The organism is Geodermatophilus amargosae, from assembly GCF_900116515.1.
In the GTDB taxonomy this organism is placed as follows: Bacteria; Actinomycetota; Actinomycetes; order Mycobacteriales; family Geodermatophilaceae; genus Geodermatophilus; species Geodermatophilus amargosae.
Genome location: NZ_FPBA01000007.1, coordinates 108393 through 124934 on the forward strand (window position 1 = coordinate 108393; position 16542 = coordinate 124934).

Sequence of the window (16542 nt, forward strand, 5' to 3'; positions counted from 1 at the left end):
TCGGAGTGGCGGTGACGAGAGCGGGCAGGGCACGACGGCTGGCAGCCGCCGCCGCGTACGGCGGCGGGGGTGTCGGCCTCGCCGGCGCGGGCCTCCTCGGGTGGCTGCGCCTCGAGGCCCGCGCCGCCCGCCGGAGGGTCGAGGCCCGGACGTCGAAGCAGGACCCGCCCTCCGGCGACGGCCTCTACGGCCGCGGCCGCGCCAAGCCGCTGGTGTTCACCGTGCTCGGCGACTCCAGCGCCGTGGGCCTGGGCGTCGAGCGCGCCACCGAGACTCCCGGGGTGCTGCTGGCCGCCGCGCTCACCGAGCTCGCCGAGCGCCCGGTGCGGCTGGTCCGGCTGGCCGTCTCCGGCGCGGAGTCCTGCGAGCTGGACCCCCAGGTCGAGCGCGCGCTGGCCGAGAAGCCGGACGTCGTCCTGATCATGATCGGCGCGAACGACGTCACCACCCGCACCCGGCCGGCGGTCTCGGTCCGCCACCTCGCCGACGCGGTGCGGCGGCTGCGCGAGTCCGGCGCGCAGGTCGTCGTCGGCACCTGCCCCGACCTGGGGACGATCCGGCCGATCGGGCAGCCCCTGCGGCTGCTCGCCCGGCGGTGGAGCCGGCAGATGGCGGCGGCGCAGACGATCGCCGTCGTCGAGGCCGGCGGCCGGACGGTGTCGCTGGGCTCGGTCCTCGGACCGAGCTTCGCGCAGGACCGCTCGCTGTTCAGCGTCGACGAATTCCACCCCAGCGCCGCCGGCTACGCGCAGGCCGCGGCCGTGATCCTCCCGGCGCTGGCCGACGCCCTCGGCGTCTGGCCGGCCCCGACCGGCCGCCGCCGGGAGCGCCGCGGCACGGTGCGTCCCGTCGCGCGGGCCGCGGCCCGGGCGGCCGGCCGACCGGGCACCGAGGTCCGGGCCACCGAGGTCCGCGGCTCGGGCACCGGGCCGCTGGGCACCTGGGCACGGCTGCTGCGCCGGCGGCCCACCGAGCTGCCCACGCCCGAGGAGGCCGGTGAGGCCGCCGAGGCCGTGGAGGTGCCGGTCGGCTGACCGGGAGCCCGTAACACCTTCGGCGCGTGTAACAGGCGTGGCCGCGAGGGGCCCGGGGCCCGGGGGTAGTTTCGGGGGTGACCGTTCCCCGGCGCGCCCGGCCCGGGGAGACCCTCATCGCGGAGGACTCCATGCCCGAAGCCGTCATCGTCGCGACCGCGCGCTCCCCCATCGGCCGCGCGTTCAAGGGGTCCCTCAAGGACCTGCGCCCCGACGACCTCGCCGCCACCATCGTCCGTGCAGCGCTGGACAAGGTCCCGGCGCTGGACCCGACCGACATCGACGACCTGATCCTGGGCTGCGGCCTCCCCGGCGGGGAGCAGGGCCACAACATGGGCCGCGTCGTCAGCGTCCTGCTCGGCATGGACCACCTGCCGGGCACCACGATCACCCGCTACTGCTCGTCGTCGCTGCAGTCGACTCGCATGGCCATGCACGCCATCAAGGCCGGCGAGGGCGACGTCTTCGTCTCCGCCGGTGTCGAGATGGTCTCGCGGTTCGTGAAGGGCAACAGCGACTCGCTGCCCGACACCCACAACCCGGTGTTCGCCGAGGCCTCAGCCCGGGTCGCCAAGACCGCTGAGAGCGGCGCCGACTCCTGGACCGACCCGCGCCAGAACGGCGACGTCCCGGACATCTACATCGCCATGGGCCAGACCGCCGAGAACCTGGCGCTGCTCAAGGACGTCTCCCGCCAGGAGATGGACGAGTTCGCCGTCCGCAGCCAGAACCTGGCGGAGGAGGCGATCGAGAACGGCTTCTGGGAGCGGGAGATCACCCCGGTCACCACGCCCGACGGCACGGTCGTCAGCAAGGACGACGGCCCGCGCGCGGGCACCACGCTCGAGGGCATCTCGCAGCTCAAGCCGGTCTTCCGCCCCGACGGCCGGGTCACCGCGGGCAACGCCTGCCCGCTCAACGACGGCGCCGCCGCGGTCGTGGTCATGAGCGACACCAAGGCCCGTCACCTCGGCCTGACCCCGCTGGCCCGCATCGTCTCGACCGCGGTCACCGGCCTGTCGCCGGAGATCATGGGCTACGGCCCGGTCGACGCCTCCAAGCTCGCCCTGCAGCGTGCCGGCATGACCATCGACGACATCGACCTGGTCGAGATCAACGAGGCCTTCGCCGCGCAGGTCATCCCGAGCTACCGCGACCTGGGCATCGACATCGACAAGCTCAACGTGCACGGCGGGGCGATCGCCGTCGGCCACCCGTTCGGCATGACCGGCGCGCGCATCACCGGCACCCTGCTCAACGGGCTGCAGACCAAGGACGGCACCTTCGGCCTGGAGACCATGTGCGTCGGCGGCGGCATGGGCATGGCGATGGTGCTCGAGCGCCTGTCCTGACCCCCTGACACGCCAGTGGCCCGGCCCCGCGAGGGGACCGGGCCACTGTCGTGCTGGCCCCGCTGCAGAGCAGCGGGGCCCGTGCTCAGTTGTCCTGGAAGTAGGACAGCAGTCGCAGGATCTCCAGGTACAGCCAGACGACCGTGACGAGCAGGCCGAAGGCGACGTACCAGGCGAACTTGGCCGGGGCGCCGCGGCGGATCGCCTGGTCGGCCATGTCGAAGTCGAGCAGCAGCGTGAAGGCCGCCACACCGATCACGACGATGCTGAAGATGATCGCCAGCGGGCCGCCGTCACGCAGGCCCAGGCCGCCCGGGGTGAAGAAGCTCGCCACGAGGTTGACCAGGACCAGCGCCAGGACACCGAACAGTGCGCCGACGATCCAGCGGGTCAGCTTGGGGGTGACCCGGATGGCGCCGGTCTTGTAGACGACCAGCATGCCGGCGAAGACACCGAAGGTGCCGATGAGCGCCTGGACGACGATCCCGGGGTAGATCGTGTTGAAGGCCTCGCTGATGGCGCCGAGGGCGACACCGTAGAGCGCGCCGTAGGCCAGGGTCGCCGCCGGGTTGGCGATCTGCTTGAAGCTGATCACCAGGCCCAGGACGAAGGCCACGAGGACCGCGGGCAGCGCGAGGCCCCACGCGGCCTGCCCGGGCAGCGCCCAGACGACGGCCGCGGCGAGGACCGTGACGAGGAAGGACAGGCCCGTCTTCTGGACGACGTCGTCCATCGTCATGTAGCGGGTGGCCGGCGGGCCGTACGGGCCGGCGGGAGCCGGGGCACCGTAGCCCTCGGGCGCGCCGTACGGCTGCCCGTAGGGCTGCGCGGCGGGCTGGCCGTAGCCGGGGGCACCGTAGCCCTGCTGGCCGTACGGCTGGCCGTACTGCTGGCCGTAGCCAGGAGCACCGTAGCTCTGCTGGCCGGAGCCCTGGCCGTACTGCTGGCCACCACCGGACGCGGCGTTGGCGAAGCCCCGGCCGAAGACCGGGTTGGAGCTCGGCATCGTCATCTCCTCGAGGTGACTGGTCGGTCGGTGGGCTGCTACCTCGCACCCCACTCGGTCCTTACAACGCCACAGGTGGCCCGGACGTTCCTGAGATCCGCCCTACCCCCGACCGGGTGAGGAACGCGCCGGGGGCGCGGCACCGTGCGGTGCCGCGCCCCCGGGTCGTGCCGTCAGACGGTCAGATCTCCTCACCGCCGTGGCCGTGGTCGTGGTCGTGGTCCGGCGAGAGCCCGCCGCCGCCGGCCTTCTGCTCCGGGGTCACCCGGAACTGGCGGTCGGTCGGGTCCTCCTGGAAGGTGCCGCCCGGCACCGGCCGGCCCTGGACGCCGTTGACCCGCGAGGTGTCGTAGGACAGCGTCAGCACGGCGTACGCGATGGCGTCGGAGTTCGTCTCGAGCGCCTTCGGGTCGACGTTGCCGATCGTGTCCCCGGCCTGGTGGTAGTTCGGGTCGTAGGCGACGCCGGCGGTACCGCCGTACAGCGGCACCTGGTACGGCTGCTTGAGCACCTCGGCGCCGGTGAACAGGCCACCGGAGGGGATGTCGGCCTCGATGAACGCCTGGTAGTCGCTGCGGCCGCTGAACTCGCTGCCCTCGTACCACAGGCCCTGCGCCTCGAAGTAGTCCTCGAGGACGTACTCGATCTGGTCGGACCCGTCGGGCACCGCGACGGGGGCGGTGAAGTCCGACTGGTCGCCGTCGTAGATGAACCGCGCGAAGTTCGGCGAGCCGACCATGTCGAAGTTCAGGTACAGCCCGATCCGGTCCCGCTCCGACTGGGGCAGGTCGGCGACGTAGTGCTCGGAGCCGAGCAGTCCGAGCTCCTCGGCACCCCACCAGGCGAACCGGACGGTGTTGGCCGGCTTCACCTCGGCGATGTTCTCGGCGACCTCGAGGATCGCGGCACTGCCCGAGCCGTTGTCGTTGATGCCCGGTCCCGCGAGGACGGAGTCGAGGTGCGCGCCTGCCATGACCACGTTGCCGGACGTCCGGCCCGGCAGTTCGGCGATGACGTTGTAGGTGGTGCGTGTCTCGCTGGTCGAGTCGACGGCGAGGTCGACGGTGGTGCCGGCCGCCGCCAGTTCCTGTCCGAGGGCCGTCGGGACGCCGATGACCGGGATGCGGGTGCCGGGGGCACCCAGGGTGCCGTTGAGCGGCCCTGCGGTGTTGTTGGAGACGATGACCGCGCCGGCGCCGGCGGTCTGGGCGTTCTGCGCCTTCACGGCGAAGGCGCAGCCGCCCCGCTGCACCAGGGCCACCGATCCGGCCGGGAAGCCGGCGAAGTCGGAGGTCTCGCAGCCGCTGCCGAGGCCGGTGGCGGCGAGGTCGACTGCGGTGACGGCGCCGTTGTCGACCGTCCCGGGGCCGGTGTAGGTCATGGGGGTGAAGTCGGCAGGCGTGTAGGTCGTCGCCGTGGGCGTGACGCGGCTGAACGAGCTGCTGCGCAGCTGGAAGAACGGGAACTGGAAGGCCTGCCTGGTCACCTGGTAGCCGGCTGCCTCGAGCCGCTGCTCCACGTAGGCGACCGAGGCGTCGTACCCCGGCGTGCCCGAGGCGCGGTTGCCCCCGTTGGCGTCGGCGATGCCCTGGAGGGCCTCCAGGTGGTCGGTGACGCCTCGAGCGTCACGCACTCGGTCAGCTTCGCCACGGTGTTGTTGGTGCGCTGGTCGCAGCCGTTGCCGCCGGCGGCCCCGGCGGGCAGCGCGGCGACCACGCTCCCGGCGAGCGCCAGCACGCCGGCGGTGCCGGCCACCGCGATGCGTGATCGCCGGAACGGGTGGGTCTGGGTCATGGACGTCTTCCCCTCGAACGTCAGCCGTGGGCTCCGTTGCTCACGAGGGGTAACCCTGTCAATACAGTCAGGGGGGACGTCAAGCCCTGTATTCTTTCGGCCCATGGTGTAACGGGCCGGAAGAAGTCGTGAGCCGGGCGTAGGGTCGTGGTCGTGCCCCCGGTGGGGTTCGAACCCACACTGTGACCCTTTTAAGGGGCCTGCCTCTGCCGGTTGGGCCACGGGGGCGGTCCACGCCGTCCGTCCGGACGGACGGCGTGGCGGTCAGCGCGCCTGCGCGCGGTCGGCCGGCGAGGGCGCCGGCATCTGACCGGTCCCGCCGGAGGTCGCCGCGGTGACGAACTCCCGGCGCGGGTCCTGAAGCTGGCCGAGCGCGACGACCTCCCGCCGGAACAGCGAGGCCAGCGTCCAGTCGGCGACCACCCGGGCCTTGCGGTTGAACGTCGGCACCCGGCTGACGTGGTAGCTGCGGTGCATGAACCAGGCCGGCCAGCCCTTGAGCTTGACCCCGTAGACCTGCGCGACGCCCTCGTGCAGGCCGAGGCTGGCCACCGACCCGGCATAGGCGTGCCGGTAGGGCCGCGGCTGCTCGCCGTGCAGCGTCGCCGCCACGTTGTCGGCCAGCCGCTTGGCCTGCCGGACGGCGTGCTGGGCGTTGGGCGCGGTGGTGGCCCCCGGCTCGCTCTTGGTGAGGTCGGGGACGGCGGCGAGGTCGCCGGCGGCCCAGGCGTCCTCGAGCCCGCTGACCTGCAGCGTCGGCTCGCAGCGCACCCGGCCCCGCTCGTCCAGGGGCAGGTCGGTCGAGGCCAGCAGCGGGTTGGGCTTGGTGCCGGCGGTCCACACGAGGGTGTCGCTGGCGAACTCCCCGCCGTCGGAGAGGCGGACGACGCCGTCGGCGACCGACTCCAGGCGCGTGTTGAGCCGCACGTCCATGCCGCGCGCGGTGAGCTGCTTGACCGTCCAGGCGGCCATGTCCAGGTCGACCTCGGGCAGGATCCGGCCGGTGGCCTCGACCAGCACCCAGCGCATGTCGCTGGGCGACAGCCGCGGGTAGTAGTGGGTGACGGCGTAGCGGGCCATGTCCTCGAGCTCGGCGAAGGCCTCGATGCCGGCGTAGCCGCCGCCGACGAAGGTGAAGGTCAGGGCACGCTGCCGGACGAGGGGGTCGTCGGTGGAGGCGGCGGCGTCGAGCCGGGCGAGGACGTGGTTGCGCAGGTAGATGGCCTCCCCCACGGTCTTGAAGCCGATGCCGTGCTCGGCCAGGCCCGGGATGGGCAGCGTGCGGGCCACCGACCCCGCCGCCATCACCAGCACGTCGTAGGACAGCTCGTACGGGTCGCCCTCGGCCGGCAGCACCCGCGCCCGCCGGTCGGCGTGCGACAGCCCGACGACGGCGCCCGTGACCACCCGGCAGCGGGGCAGCGTGCGGCGCAGCGGGACGACGACGTGCCGCGGCTCCACCGAGCCGGCCGCGGCCTCGGGCAGGAACGGCTGGTAGGTCATGTGCGGCTGCGGGTCGACGACGACGATCTCGGCGCGCCCCCGGGACAGCTTCCGCTGCAGCCGCAGCGCGGTGTAGAGGCCGACGTACCCGCCGCCGACGACCAGCACCACCGGACGGGACCCCAGATCCGGACGAGACGACATGGGCCCACCCTAGGGGCGCCCGCCCCGGCCGCGACCCGGCCGCGACCCGGCTCAGCCGGGGCCGGCGAGCTCCGTGGCCCGGGACAGCACGGCGTCGAGCATCGGCTCGGTCAGCCGGCCGGTGAAGGTGTTCTGCTGGCTCACGTGGTAGCTGCCCAGCAGGGTCAGCGGCCCGCGCGGGCCCTCCAGCGTCACCTCCACGCCGTGCCCGAAGGCCGGCCGCGGCCGGGGCAACGGGTACCCGGCCCCGGCGAGCACGGGCCACAGCGCCGTCCAGCCGAACCCGCCGAGGACGACGACCACCCGCAGGTCCGGCAGCAGCGCCAGCTCGCGGGCCAGCCAGGGCGAGCAGGTGTCGCGCTCGGCCGGCGTGGGCGCGTTGTCGGGAGGCGCGCACCGGACCGCGGCGGCCACCCGCACGCCGGTCGGCTCGAGGCCGTCCCCGACGTGCGTCGACGTCGGCTGGTTGGTCAGGCCCGCCCGCCACAGCGCCGCGAAGATCCAGTCCCCGCTCCGGTCGCCGGTGAAGACCCGGCCGGTGCGGTTGCCGCCGTGCGCGGCCGGCGCCAGCCCGACGACGGCGATCCGCGCGGAGGCGGGACCGAGGCCCGGCACCGGGCGGCCCCAGTAGTCCTCGTCGCGGAAGGACGCGCGCTTGACCCGGGCGACCTCCTCGCGCCAGGTGACCAGCCGCGGGCAGGCACGGCAGCCGGAGATCCGGGCATCGAGGACGGCGAGGTCGCGGGCCCCGCGGGCGGAGCGGGCGACCCCCGCCGGCGTCCGCGTGACCGGGAACCCCTGCGCGTCGACCGCCACCGGCCCAGTGGACCACCCCGCGCCGGCGCGGCTCCCGGGTGGGGTGCGCCCGGTCATCTCCCCCTTCGGAGGGTCGGCGCCGGCTGATCCGGTCCCTACGCTCGCTGTCGTCAGCGACCCGGCCGGACGGCGGGAGGCGCCGGGCGGAGAAGGGGTGGAGACCGGTGAGTGCAGCGGTGGGAGCGTCCAGGAGCGGGCCCGGCCTCGCGGCCGGACGCGGGACCCCGCCCGCGCCGGTGCCGCCGCCCCCGGGCCGGCCGCGCACGGCGGTGGTCTCCGGGCACGCCGACCTCGACGCCCTGGCCGGGGCCTGGGACCACCTGTGGCGCCGCGTCCCGGGCGCGACCGCCTTCCAGACCCACGCGTGGAGCAGCGCCTGGGCCCGCGCGTACGTGCCGGCCGCGCGGCTCGCCGTCGTCACCGTGTGGGACGGCGACACGCTCGTCGCGGCAGCGCCGCTGCACCGGGTGCGCCGCGGTCCCGTCACGGCCCTGGTACCCCTCGGTGGCCCGCTGAGCGACTCGACCGACGTCCTGGTCGACCCGCAGGTGCCCGACGCCGGGGCGCGGCTCACCGACGCGCTGCTGCAGGTCCCCGGGTGGCGGGTCCTCGACCTGCCCGAGGTGCTGCCCGGCTCCGCCGCGGAGACCTGGGCGCCGGGGTGGCCGGGCCGGGTCCGCCGCACACCCTCCTCGCTGAACCTGCAGCTGCCGGTGCTGCCGCAGGCCGAGGTCCTCGCGCGGGTCCCCGCCCGGACGGCGGGGACGCTGCGCCGCAAGCTCAGGAAGGTCGACAAGGCCGGCATCGAGCGCACCGAGCTGACCCCCGACGCCGTGCCGGACGCCGTCCCCGCACTCATCCGGCTGCACGAGGCCCAGTGGGCGGGCCGGCGGGGCAACCCCGAGCACCTCACCGCGCGGTTCCGCACCTTCCTGACCGAGTCCCTGGTGCCGATGGTCGAGCGCGGCCAGGCGGTCGTGGTGGAGTACCGGCTCGACGGCCGGCTGGTGGCCAGCGAGGTCGACCTCGTCGGTCACCGGCAGCTGGCCTACTACCTCGCCGGGATCGACCCCTCGCTGCGCTCGCACATCGACACCTCGGTGCTGCTGGTGAGCGGCGCCCTCGACCTGGCCCGCCGGCTCGGGCTGGTGGAGTACTCCTTCCTGCGGGGGGACGAGGACTACAAGCTGCGCTGGCGTCCGGACCACGTGACCGCCGAGCGGGTGCTGCTCGCGCGGCCCGGCCTACTGGGGTCGGGCGGCCACCTCCCCGTGACCGCCGCCGCCTCCGCCGTCATGTCCCTCGCCCGGCGGCTGCTGGCCGGCCGCGCGCGGGAGGTGGCCCGGGCCGTCATGCACCGCGTCCGGCAGGCGCGGGCGAGCGGGTAGCCACCCCGACCATGCGGGTCCACCGCCGGGGACGCGCGGCCCGCGCGAGCGCCAGGCATGATCACCCCATGGCCCGCACGCAGAAGCCGCCGCTGACCTGGAAGCTGCTGGGGACCGGCTCCGCCACCCTGTCCGGCATCGCCGCCCGCAAGCTCACCGACGCGGCCTGGTACGCGGCCCGCGGCAAGACCCCGCCGAAGAACCCCGCCGCACCGGGCGTCTCCTGGCCCGAGGCGCTGGCCTGGGCCGCGTTCTCCGGGCTCACGGTCGCCGGTGGCCGGCTGCTCGCCGCCCGCGGGGCGGCGGCGGCCTACCAGTCGTTGACCGGCAAGCTCCCGCCCGGGATCAACGAGGCCAGCTGAGACGGCGGAGCACGAACGGCCCCTCGGCCCCCTTCCGGGTCCCGCCCCGAGCTCGCGAGGGGTGAGGAGGAAGGGGGTCCTTCACCCGCGGGCGAGACGCAGTGCGATGCCGTCGAGGATGTCGTGCTCGCTGACGACGACCTCGTCGAGCGCGAACGCGTCCATGACCACCCGCAGCACCAGCGCGCCGGCGCCGATGACGTCGACCCGGCCGGGGTGCATCACCGGGAGGGCGGCCCGCCGCGCGCGGGTGGCCGTGAGCAGCCCCGCGGTGACCGAGCGGACGGCACCCACCGGGATGCGCGAGCCGTGGATGGCCTCGGCGTCGTAGCCCGGCAGCCGCAGCGCGAGGGCGGCCACGGTGGTCACCGAGCCGGCCAGGCCCACCAGCGTGGCCGTCTCGCCCACCGGCACCGCCTCGGCCACCTCGGCCAGCGCGACCCGGATGTCGGCCTCGCTGGACCCGATCTGGTCCGGTGTCGGCGGGTCGCCGTGCAGGTGGCGCTCGGTGAGCCGCACACACCCGACGTCCACCGAGCGGGCGGCGTGCACACCGCCGGCGTCGCCGAGGACGAACTCGGTGGACCCGCCGCCGATGTCGACGACGAGGTACGGCGGGCGCGGTGGCGGGCCGCCGTGGGCGGCGGCCGCGGCGTCGAGGGACGCGGTGGCGCCGAGGAAGGACAGCCGCGCCTCCTCGTCACCCGGGACGACGTCGGGCGGCTGGCCCAGCGTGGCCTGCACCATCGCCTCGAAGTCGGCGCGGTTGGCGGCGTCGCGGGTGGCACTGGTGGCCACCATCCGCACGGCGGTGGCGCCGAGGTCACGGGCCTGGGCGGCGTACTCGGCGAGCACGACGCGGGTGCGCTCGATCGCCTCCGGCGCCAGCCGGCCGGTGGCGTCGACGCCCTGCCCGAGCCGCACGACCTCCATCCGGCGCAGCAGGTCGGTGTGCGCGCCCTCGGGCGGCACGTCGGCGACCAGCAGGCGGATCGAGTTGGTGCCGCAGTCGACGGCGGCCACCCGCGTCACGACGGCTCCTCCGGCCGCACGCAGGGGCCGGCGGCCCACCACTCCCCCATCTCGGCCACCGCGCGGTCGCCGACCGGGTTGACGCCCGGCCCCGCGGCCAGCGCGTGGCCGGCGAGGGCGTGCAGGCACTTGACCCGGTCGGGCATGCCGCCGGCGGTGGCGCGGGTGGGCAGCTCGCCGAGGGCGTCGCGCTCGGCGAGGTAGGCCTCGTGCGCCGCCCCGTAGGCCGCGGCGAGGTCGGCGTCGGTGGCGAGGTCGGCCTGCCACTCGCGCATGCGGCCGGCCGACTCCAGCCGGCTGGCGGCCGCCGACGCCCGCGGGCAGGTCAGGTAGTACAGCGTCGGGAACGGCGTGCCGTCCTCCAGCCGCGGCGAGGTCTGGACGACGTCGGGCTGGCCGCACGGGCACCGGTGCGCCACCGCCCGGACCGCGCGCGGCGGCCGGCCCAGCTGCCGGCCGACGACCTCGCGCTCCTCCGGCGTGATCGGGATGTCCACCCGGTGAGTCTGCGGCAACGGGCCGGCGGACCGCGCGGCCCCCTCCCGAGCCCGAGGGGTGAGGAGGGACCCGTCAGCCGTCGGCGTCGGCCACCGAGCCGAGCAGCTCCTCGTACCAGGGCCGCGGGGTGGCGTCGACGGCGTCGGGCAACGTGCCGGCGTCGCCCTCGGCCGCCTCCCCGTCGACCACGACGACGAGCCGGTCGCCGGGCAGCACGTAGGCCAGTCGCTCGCGGGCCTCGCGGGCGGTCCAGGCCGGGTCGGACTGGCGCTCGAGCTGCTCCTGCAGGTCGGCGATGCGCTCGTCGTAGGCGGTGCTCTCGGCCGCCAGGCGGGCGATCTCGGCACGGCCCTCCAGCCACTGCCGGACCGGACCGGCGAGGGTCAGCGACAGCAGCAGGAGCAGCCCGACGAACACGACGGCACGGCCGGTGAACAGCGGCCGGCGGGCCGTCGCGGGACGGGAGGGCGTCCGCGGCGTGCGCCGGCCGGGGCGCCGGGCGTCGGGACGGCTGCCGGCACCCGAGCGCGTCCCGGCCGGGATCGGCCGGGACGCGGCGTGCGACAGCGGGCGGCCGGTCGAGCGCCGCCGCCCCGTACCGGCGCTCACCGGGTCAGGAGGTGCGCAGGCGCGGGAAGGCCGCCGCGCCGGCGTAGCGCGCGGCGTCGTCGAGCTCCTCCTCGAGGCGCAGCAGCTGGTTGTACTTGGCCACCCGCTCGCTGCGCGCCGGGGCGCCGGTCTTGATCTGCCCGCAGTCGGTGGCGACGGCGAGGTCGGCGATCGTGGTGTCCTCGGTCTCGCCGGAGCGGTGGCTCATCATGCAGCGGTAGCCGCTGCGGTGCGCCAGGTTCACGGCGTCGAGGGTCTCGGTGAGCGTGCCGATCTGGTTGACCTTGACCAGCAGGGCGTTGGCGGCCCCGCGCTCGATGCCGTCGGCGAGCCGGACGGGGTTGGTGACGAACAGGTCGTCGCCGACGATCTGCACGCGGTCGCCCAGGGCGGAGGTGAGGGCGATCCAGCCGTTCCAGTCCTCCTCCGACAGCGGGTCCTCGATCGAGACGATCGGGTAGTTCGCGACGAGGTCGGTGTAGTACTCGGTGAGATCGGCGGCCGAGAGCGTCTTGCCCTCGAAGGTGTAGCCGGCCTCACCGTGGAACTCCGTCGCCGCGACGTCGAGGGCGAAGGCGACGTCGGTGCCCAGGGAGTAGCCGGCCTGGTCCACGGCCCGGACGATGAGGTCGAGGGCCGCGCGGTTGCTGGACAGGTTCGGGGCGAAGCCGCCCTCGTCGCCGAGCCCGGTGGCCAGGCCGTCCTTCTTCAGCACCGACTTCAGCGCGTGGTAGGTCTCGGTGCCCATGGCCAGCGCCTCGGCGAAGGTCGCCGCGCCGATCGGGGCGATCATGAACTCCTGCACGTCGACGTTGCTGTCGGCGTGGGCGCCGCCGTTGAGGATGTTCATCATCGGCACCGGCAGCAGGTGCGCGGAGGGCCCGCCGACGTAGCGGAACAGCGGCAGGCCGGTGGACTCGGCGGCCGCACGGGCGACGGCGAGGCTGACGCCGAGGATGGCGTTGGCGCCCAGGCGGGACTTGTCGGGGGTGCCGTCGAGGTCGAGCAGCCGCTGGTCGACCAGGCGCTGCTCGGTGGCCTCGTAGCCCACGAGCTCGGGGCCGATGACGTCGAGGACGCCGTCGACGGCCTTGGTCACGCCCTTGCCGCCGTAGCGCTCGCCGCCGTCGCGCAGCTCCACCGCCTCGAAGGCGCCGGTGGAGGCGCCGCTCGGGACCGCCGCCCGGGCGATCGTCCCGTCGTCGAGGGCGACCTCGACCTCCACGGTGGGGTTTCCGCGCGAGTCCAGGATCTCCCGCGCGCCTACGGCGTCGATGCTCGGCACGGGGGGCAGCCTAACCAGCCCGCGCGGCGACGACGGGACGCCGCTCCCGCGGGCCGGGGTCGCTCTGCGTCACCGGCGCCGCGACCACCCCACCCGAGACGGGTGGCACACGACCCGATGGGAGGAGGCCGACCTCCGTTCCGGGTGCAACGCGTCCGCACCGCCGCAGACTCGGGCGGCACCCGCCGATCCCCCGGCGGCCCGAGGAGGAGGTCCGGCCGTGACCGCGAGTCCGACGCTGGAGCGCCTCGACGCGGCCGACGTCCGCGCGGGCGAGCCGCAGGTCCACGTCGTCGCGCTGGAGGCGCTGGGCGCCGCCGACGCCGGCGTCGCACTCCCCCGCGAGCCCTACGTCACCGTGCTGGTGCCCGCGCATGACGAGGGCGACCAGATCGCCGCCACCCTCGAGGGTCTGCGCCGCCAGACGCTGCGCCCGACCCGGGTCGTCGTCGTCGCCGACAACTGCTCCGACGACACCGTCGCCATCGCCCGCGCCGCCGGCGCCGAGGTGTTCGAGACCGTGGGCAACACCGCCAAGAAGGCCGGCGCCCTGAACCAGGCGTGGTCGCTGCGCTTCCGCCGGGTCGCCGAGGGCGACCGCCGGGACGGCGAGCGGCGCGCGGCCGACCGCCGCACGGTCAGCGGCACCGTCCGGGGCCCGGAGCGCCGCGCGCAGGACCGGCGGGCCGACGACGACCGCCGTGGGCCCGACGGGGACCGGCGCAGCGACAGCACCGGCCGGCCCGACGCGGCCGACGACGACCTGGTCCTCGTCCAGGACGCGGACTCCTCGCTCGACGAGGGCTTCCTCGAGGGTGCGGCCACCCACGTGCGGGCCGACGACCGGCTGGGCGCCGTCGGCGGCACGTTCCGCGGCGATCCCGGCGGTGGCCTCGTCGGGCACCTGCAGCGCAACGAGTACGCCCGCTACGCCCGCGACGTGCGGCGCCTGAAGGGCAAGTGCCTGGTCGTCACCGGTACCGCGGCGATGTTCCGCGCGGCCACCCTCCGCCGCATCTCCGAGGCCCGGCTCGACGGCCGGGTGCCGCGCGGTGACGGCGCCGGCGGCATCTACGACACCACCGTCCTCACCGAGGACAACGAGCTGACCTTCGCGATCCTGCACCTGGGCTACCAGGTGCTCAGCCCGAAGGAGTGCACGCTCACCACCGAGGTCATGCCGACCTGGCGGGCGCTGTGGAACCAGCGGCTGCGGTGGAAGCGCGGCGCGATCGAGAACTGCGTCCAGTACGGCGTCACGCGCGTCACCTGGCGCTACTGGGGCCGGCAGCTGCTCACCTTCGCCGGTGTCGTGGTCACGTTCCTCTACCTCGGGTCCCTGGCCGCGTCGCTGCTGAGCAGTGGTCACGTCAAGGTGCAGCCGTTCTGGCTCGCGGTGACGGGGGTCTTCGTCGTCGAGCGGGTGGTCACCGTCCGCGACCGCGGCTGGCGGCACATGGTCGCCGCGGCGACGATGTACGAGCTCCTCTACGACGTCTTCCTCCAGCTCGTCCACGCCAAGGCGTACCCGGACGCGGCCCTCCGTCGTGAGAGGAGGTGGTAGAGATCTACGACAACCCCGCGGCTCCGCTGGCGGCGGGCGGCACCGGCTCGGTGCTCGCCTACACCGGCTTCGGCAGCATCTGGCTGGCCCTCGCGGCCTTCGCGCTCATCGCGGTGGGCACCGCGCTGTTGCGCATCGTGCCCCGCGAGCAGGGATGACCCCCGGGACCCGGTGGCGACGGCGCCACCGGGTCCCCGTGCGTCCGGTCCGGCGCACGGCTCGGTCCGGTGTGCGGCTCAGTCCACGGACCGGCGGTACGCCTCGGCGTCGAGCTCGCCGGCGTAGCGGCGGACCGCCTCGCGCAACGCGTCCTCGGCATCCCACCCGCGCTGCGCGGCCGCGGCGACGACCGCCAGCAGCCGCTCCCCCAGCTCCTCCGGCGACGACGAGCCCAGCTCGGCCGGCTCCGGCGTCGGGAACCCGGCCCGCGCGGCCCGGCGCACCAGCGCGGTCCCCCAGGCGGTGGCCGGCTGCGAGCGCGAGACGCCCTCGGTGGGCGAGCGCCGCTGCTTCTCCGCCTTCTTGATCTCCTCCCAGCCTGCCTCGACGCCGGCGACGTCGCGGGGGCCGGCGTCGCCGAAGACGTGCGGGTGCCGGCGGACCAGCTTCTCGACCAGCTCGCCGGCCACGTCGTCGACGTCGAAGCGCCGGTCCGGACCGGCCTCGGCGGCGACGCGGGCGTGGAAGACGACCTGCAGCAGCACGTCGCCGAGCTCCTCGCGCATGGCGACCGGGTCGTCGTCGACGATCGCGTCGTAGGCCTCGTGCGCCTCCTCGAGCAGGTAGCCGCGCAGCGAGGAGTGGGTCTGCTCGGCGTCCCACGGGCAGCCGCCGGGCGAGCGCAGCCGGTCCATCACGGTGACGACGTCGAGCAGGCCGGCGCCGGGCGGCTCGGGGGTGCCCTCGACGACCGGCGCGCCGGGCACCGCCTCCCCCGGCCCGGCCAGCACGGCGACCGCGCCGGGCAGCGCGGCGGCGGCGTCGGCGTCGAGCACGTCGGCGACCTCACGGCCGGCGGCCCGCAGGACGTCCGCGGTGGCCGCCGCGCCGGGCAGCGCGGCGAGCGGGCGGTCGGCGAGCGCAGCCCAGCCGGCAGGGCCGAGGAGACCGGGCAGACGGGGGCTGACCGGGACCACGACGGCGACCGGCACCGCCTCAGCCCCCGGTGCCGGACGCGGGAGCGGCTCCGGTGCCGTCGTCGAGCAGGTCGACCACGCCGCCCTGGGCCTCCTGCACGACGTCGTCGCCGGAGAACTCGCCGTAGCTCGGGTTGACGGTGACGCCCACGTCGTCGCGGACCCCGTCGACGACGGTGGCCCCCGCCTCCTCCGCGCCCGTCGCTGCCTCGCTCTCCAGCTGCGGGCGGACCTCCTCGAACGACGGCGTGATCCGCTGCCCGACGAAGGCGACGACCACGCCCTGCAGGTCGGGGACGGTGACGCTGAAGCCGGTGTTCGGCGCCGCGGCGGTGACGCCCTCGGCCAGCGGCGCCGGCACCTCGGCGACGCCGGTGGGCTGCAGCGCCGGCAGGGCGACCTCCCCCGGGTAGCGCGCCGCGACGGCCGGGTAGGACGCCGGGGCGGCGGCCAGCTCGGCGACGGCGGCGTCGGCGGTGGGCTGGTCGGGGACGACGAAGTAGCCGAGCTCGATCTGCTCGAGGCTGCCGCGCACCTCTTCGTACCGGGCGCGCAGCGCGGCCTCGTCGGTGCCGGCGTCCTCCCCGGAGGCGGCGCCGAGCTCACGGCGCACCAGCTGCTGGCGGGCGCTCTCCCGGACGTCCTCGGGTGAGTAGCCCTGCGCGGCGGCCTGGGCGTAGAGCTCGTCCTCGTCCCGGCCGGCGAGGGCCGCGTCGACGAAGGCGGTGACGTCGGAGTCGGTCACCTCGACGTCGTTGCGCCGCGCCGCCTCGGCGTAGAGCTCCTCCCGCACCAGCAGGGTGAGCACCTGGCGGGTGAAGCCGGTGCCGGCGCCGCCCACCGCCTCGGCGATCGCCGGGTCGGCGAGCCGCTCGTCGACGGCGGACTGCAGCTCGGCCACCGTGACCTGTTCGTCCCCGATGTAGGCGGCGACGTTGGGCGAGGTCCGGCAGCCGGTCAGGACGACGGCCGCCAGCAGCCCGAGGGCGACGACGGGACGGCGGGTACGCACGGACGCA

The 16542-nt window shown here is 75.3% G+C and carries 16 protein-coding genes and 1 tRNA gene; 6 read left to right on the plus strand and 11 right to left on the minus strand.

Features of this window, described 5'->3' with window-relative positions; all coding sequences use genetic code 11:
* The first annotated feature begins 11 nt into the window (after positions 1–11).
* A complete protein-coding gene (locus tag BM414_RS11985; protein WP_093579755.1) occupies positions 12–1034 on the plus strand; it encodes an SGNH/GDSL hydrolase family protein in 1023 nt (340 codons plus the stop codon).
* A 131-nt stretch (positions 1035–1165) separates the two neighbouring features.
* Positions 1166–2386: an acetyl-CoA C-acetyltransferase gene (locus tag BM414_RS11990; protein ID WP_093579669.1), complete on the plus strand. Its 1221-nt coding sequence runs from the start codon at positions 1166–1168 to the stop codon at positions 2384–2386.
* 85 nt (positions 2387–2471) lie between these two features.
* Here the strand turns inward: BM414_RS11990 and BM414_RS11995 are convergent, their stop codons facing one another.
* The 5 genes from BM414_RS11995 to BM414_RS12015 form a co-directional block, all read right to left on the minus strand.
* Complete coding sequence (locus tag BM414_RS11995; protein ID WP_093579670.1) at positions 2472–3392, minus strand: Bax inhibitor-1/YccA family protein; 921 nt, start codon at positions 3390–3392, stop codon at positions 2472–2474.
* Between the two features lie 181 nt (positions 3393–3573).
* Entirely contained in the window at positions 3574–5025 is a 1452-nt protein-coding gene (locus BM414_RS12000; protein ID WP_245784658.1) for a M28 family metallopeptidase, read from the minus strand.
* A gap of 315 nt (positions 5026–5340) precedes the next feature.
* Positions 5341–5414: transfer RNA gene (locus BM414_RS12005), tRNA-Leu, on the minus strand.
* A gap of 36 nt (positions 5415–5450) precedes the next feature.
* Positions 5451–6833 (minus strand): NAD(P)/FAD-dependent oxidoreductase, encoded by a 1383-nt coding sequence (locus tag BM414_RS12010; protein WP_093579671.1) that lies wholly within the window; start codon positions 6831–6833, stop codon positions 5451–5453.
* 51 nt (positions 6834–6884) lie between these two features.
* Positions 6885–7649: a uracil-DNA glycosylase gene (locus tag BM414_RS12015; RefSeq protein ID WP_093579672.1), complete on the minus strand. Its 765-nt coding sequence runs from the start codon at positions 7647–7649 to the stop codon at positions 6885–6887.
* A 236-nt stretch (positions 7650–7885) separates the two neighbouring features.
* Here BM414_RS12015 and BM414_RS12020 point away from each other — a divergent pair, with 236 nt between their 5' ends.
* Positions 7886–9037: a GNAT family N-acetyltransferase gene (locus BM414_RS12020; protein WP_175551565.1), complete on the plus strand. Its 1152-nt coding sequence runs from the start codon at positions 7886–7888 to the stop codon at positions 9035–9037.
* 68 nt (positions 9038–9105) lie between these two features.
* Complete coding sequence (locus tag BM414_RS12025) at positions 9106–9399, plus strand: DUF4235 domain-containing protein (protein WP_093579674.1); 294 nt, start codon at positions 9106–9108, stop codon at positions 9397–9399.
* 81 nt (positions 9400–9480) lie between these two features.
* Here BM414_RS12025 and BM414_RS12030 read toward each other — a convergent pair whose 3' ends face one another.
* From BM414_RS12030 to eno, 4 genes are all read right to left on the minus strand, one after another.
* The gene (locus BM414_RS12030; protein WP_217644685.1) at positions 9481–10431 is read right to left on the minus strand and encodes a Ppx/GppA phosphatase family protein; all 951 of its coding nucleotides are present in this window, start codon (positions 10429–10431) and stop codon (positions 9481–9483) included.
* Complete coding sequence (locus tag BM414_RS12035) at positions 10428–10928, minus strand: DUF501 domain-containing protein (RefSeq protein WP_093579675.1); 501 nt, start codon at positions 10926–10928, stop codon at positions 10428–10430. Before BM414_RS12035 ends, BM414_RS12030 begins: the two co-directional genes overlap by 4 nt.
* Before the next feature lie 73 nt (positions 10929–11001).
* The gene (locus BM414_RS12040) at positions 11002–11538 is read right to left on the minus strand and encodes an FtsB family cell division protein (protein ID WP_093579676.1); all 537 of its coding nucleotides are present in this window, start codon (positions 11536–11538) and stop codon (positions 11002–11004) included.
* Positions 11539–11542: 4 nt separating this feature from the next.
* Positions 11543–12823, minus strand: a complete 1281-nt coding sequence (eno, locus tag BM414_RS12045; protein ID WP_093579677.1) for a phosphopyruvate hydratase — start codon at positions 12821–12823, stop codon at positions 11543–11545.
* Positions 12824–13043: 220 nt separating this feature from the next.
* Here eno and BM414_RS30215 point away from each other — a divergent pair, with 220 nt between their 5' ends.
* Positions 13044–14387: a glycosyltransferase family 2 protein gene (locus tag BM414_RS30215; RefSeq protein ID WP_217644686.1), complete on the plus strand. Its 1344-nt coding sequence runs from the start codon at positions 13044–13046 to the stop codon at positions 14385–14387.
* A complete protein-coding gene (locus BM414_RS29390) occupies positions 14381–14545 on the plus strand; it encodes a hypothetical protein (protein WP_175551556.1) in 165 nt (54 codons plus the stop codon). The genes BM414_RS30215 and BM414_RS29390 overlap by 7 nt, the downstream gene beginning before the upstream one ends.
* A gap of 78 nt (positions 14546–14623) precedes the next feature.
* On the opposite strand, the gene BM414_RS12055 is transcribed toward BM414_RS29390, so the two are convergent.
* Together BM414_RS12055 and BM414_RS12060 are read right to left on the minus strand one after the other, a co-directional pair.
* Complete coding sequence (locus BM414_RS12055) at positions 14624–15538, minus strand: nucleoside triphosphate pyrophosphohydrolase (RefSeq protein WP_093579678.1); 915 nt, start codon at positions 15536–15538, stop codon at positions 14624–14626.
* Between the two features lie 4 nt (positions 15539–15542).
* Entirely contained in the window at positions 15543–16535 is a 993-nt protein-coding gene (locus BM414_RS12060; protein ID WP_175551566.1) for a SurA N-terminal domain-containing protein, read from the minus strand.
* Positions 16536–16542 lie beyond the last annotated feature (7 nt).

Excerpts from the sequence above, each read along its gene's own strand:
- BM414_RS11990 (WP_093579669.1), top strand. The coding sequence starts at position 1,166 with ATGCCCGAAGCCGTCATCGTCGCGACCGCGCGCTCCCCCATCGGCCGC.
- BM414_RS11995 (WP_093579670.1), bottom strand. The coding sequence starts at position 3,392 with ATGCCGAGCTCCAACCCGGTCTTCGGCCGGGGCTTCGCCAACGCCGCG.
- BM414_RS12010 (WP_093579671.1), bottom strand. The coding sequence starts at position 6,833 with ATGTCGTCTCGTCCGGATCTGGGGTCCCGTCCGGTGGTGCTGGTCGTC.
- BM414_RS12025 (WP_093579674.1), top strand. The coding sequence starts at position 9,106 with ATGGCCCGCACGCAGAAGCCGCCGCTGACCTGGAAGCTGCTGGGGACC.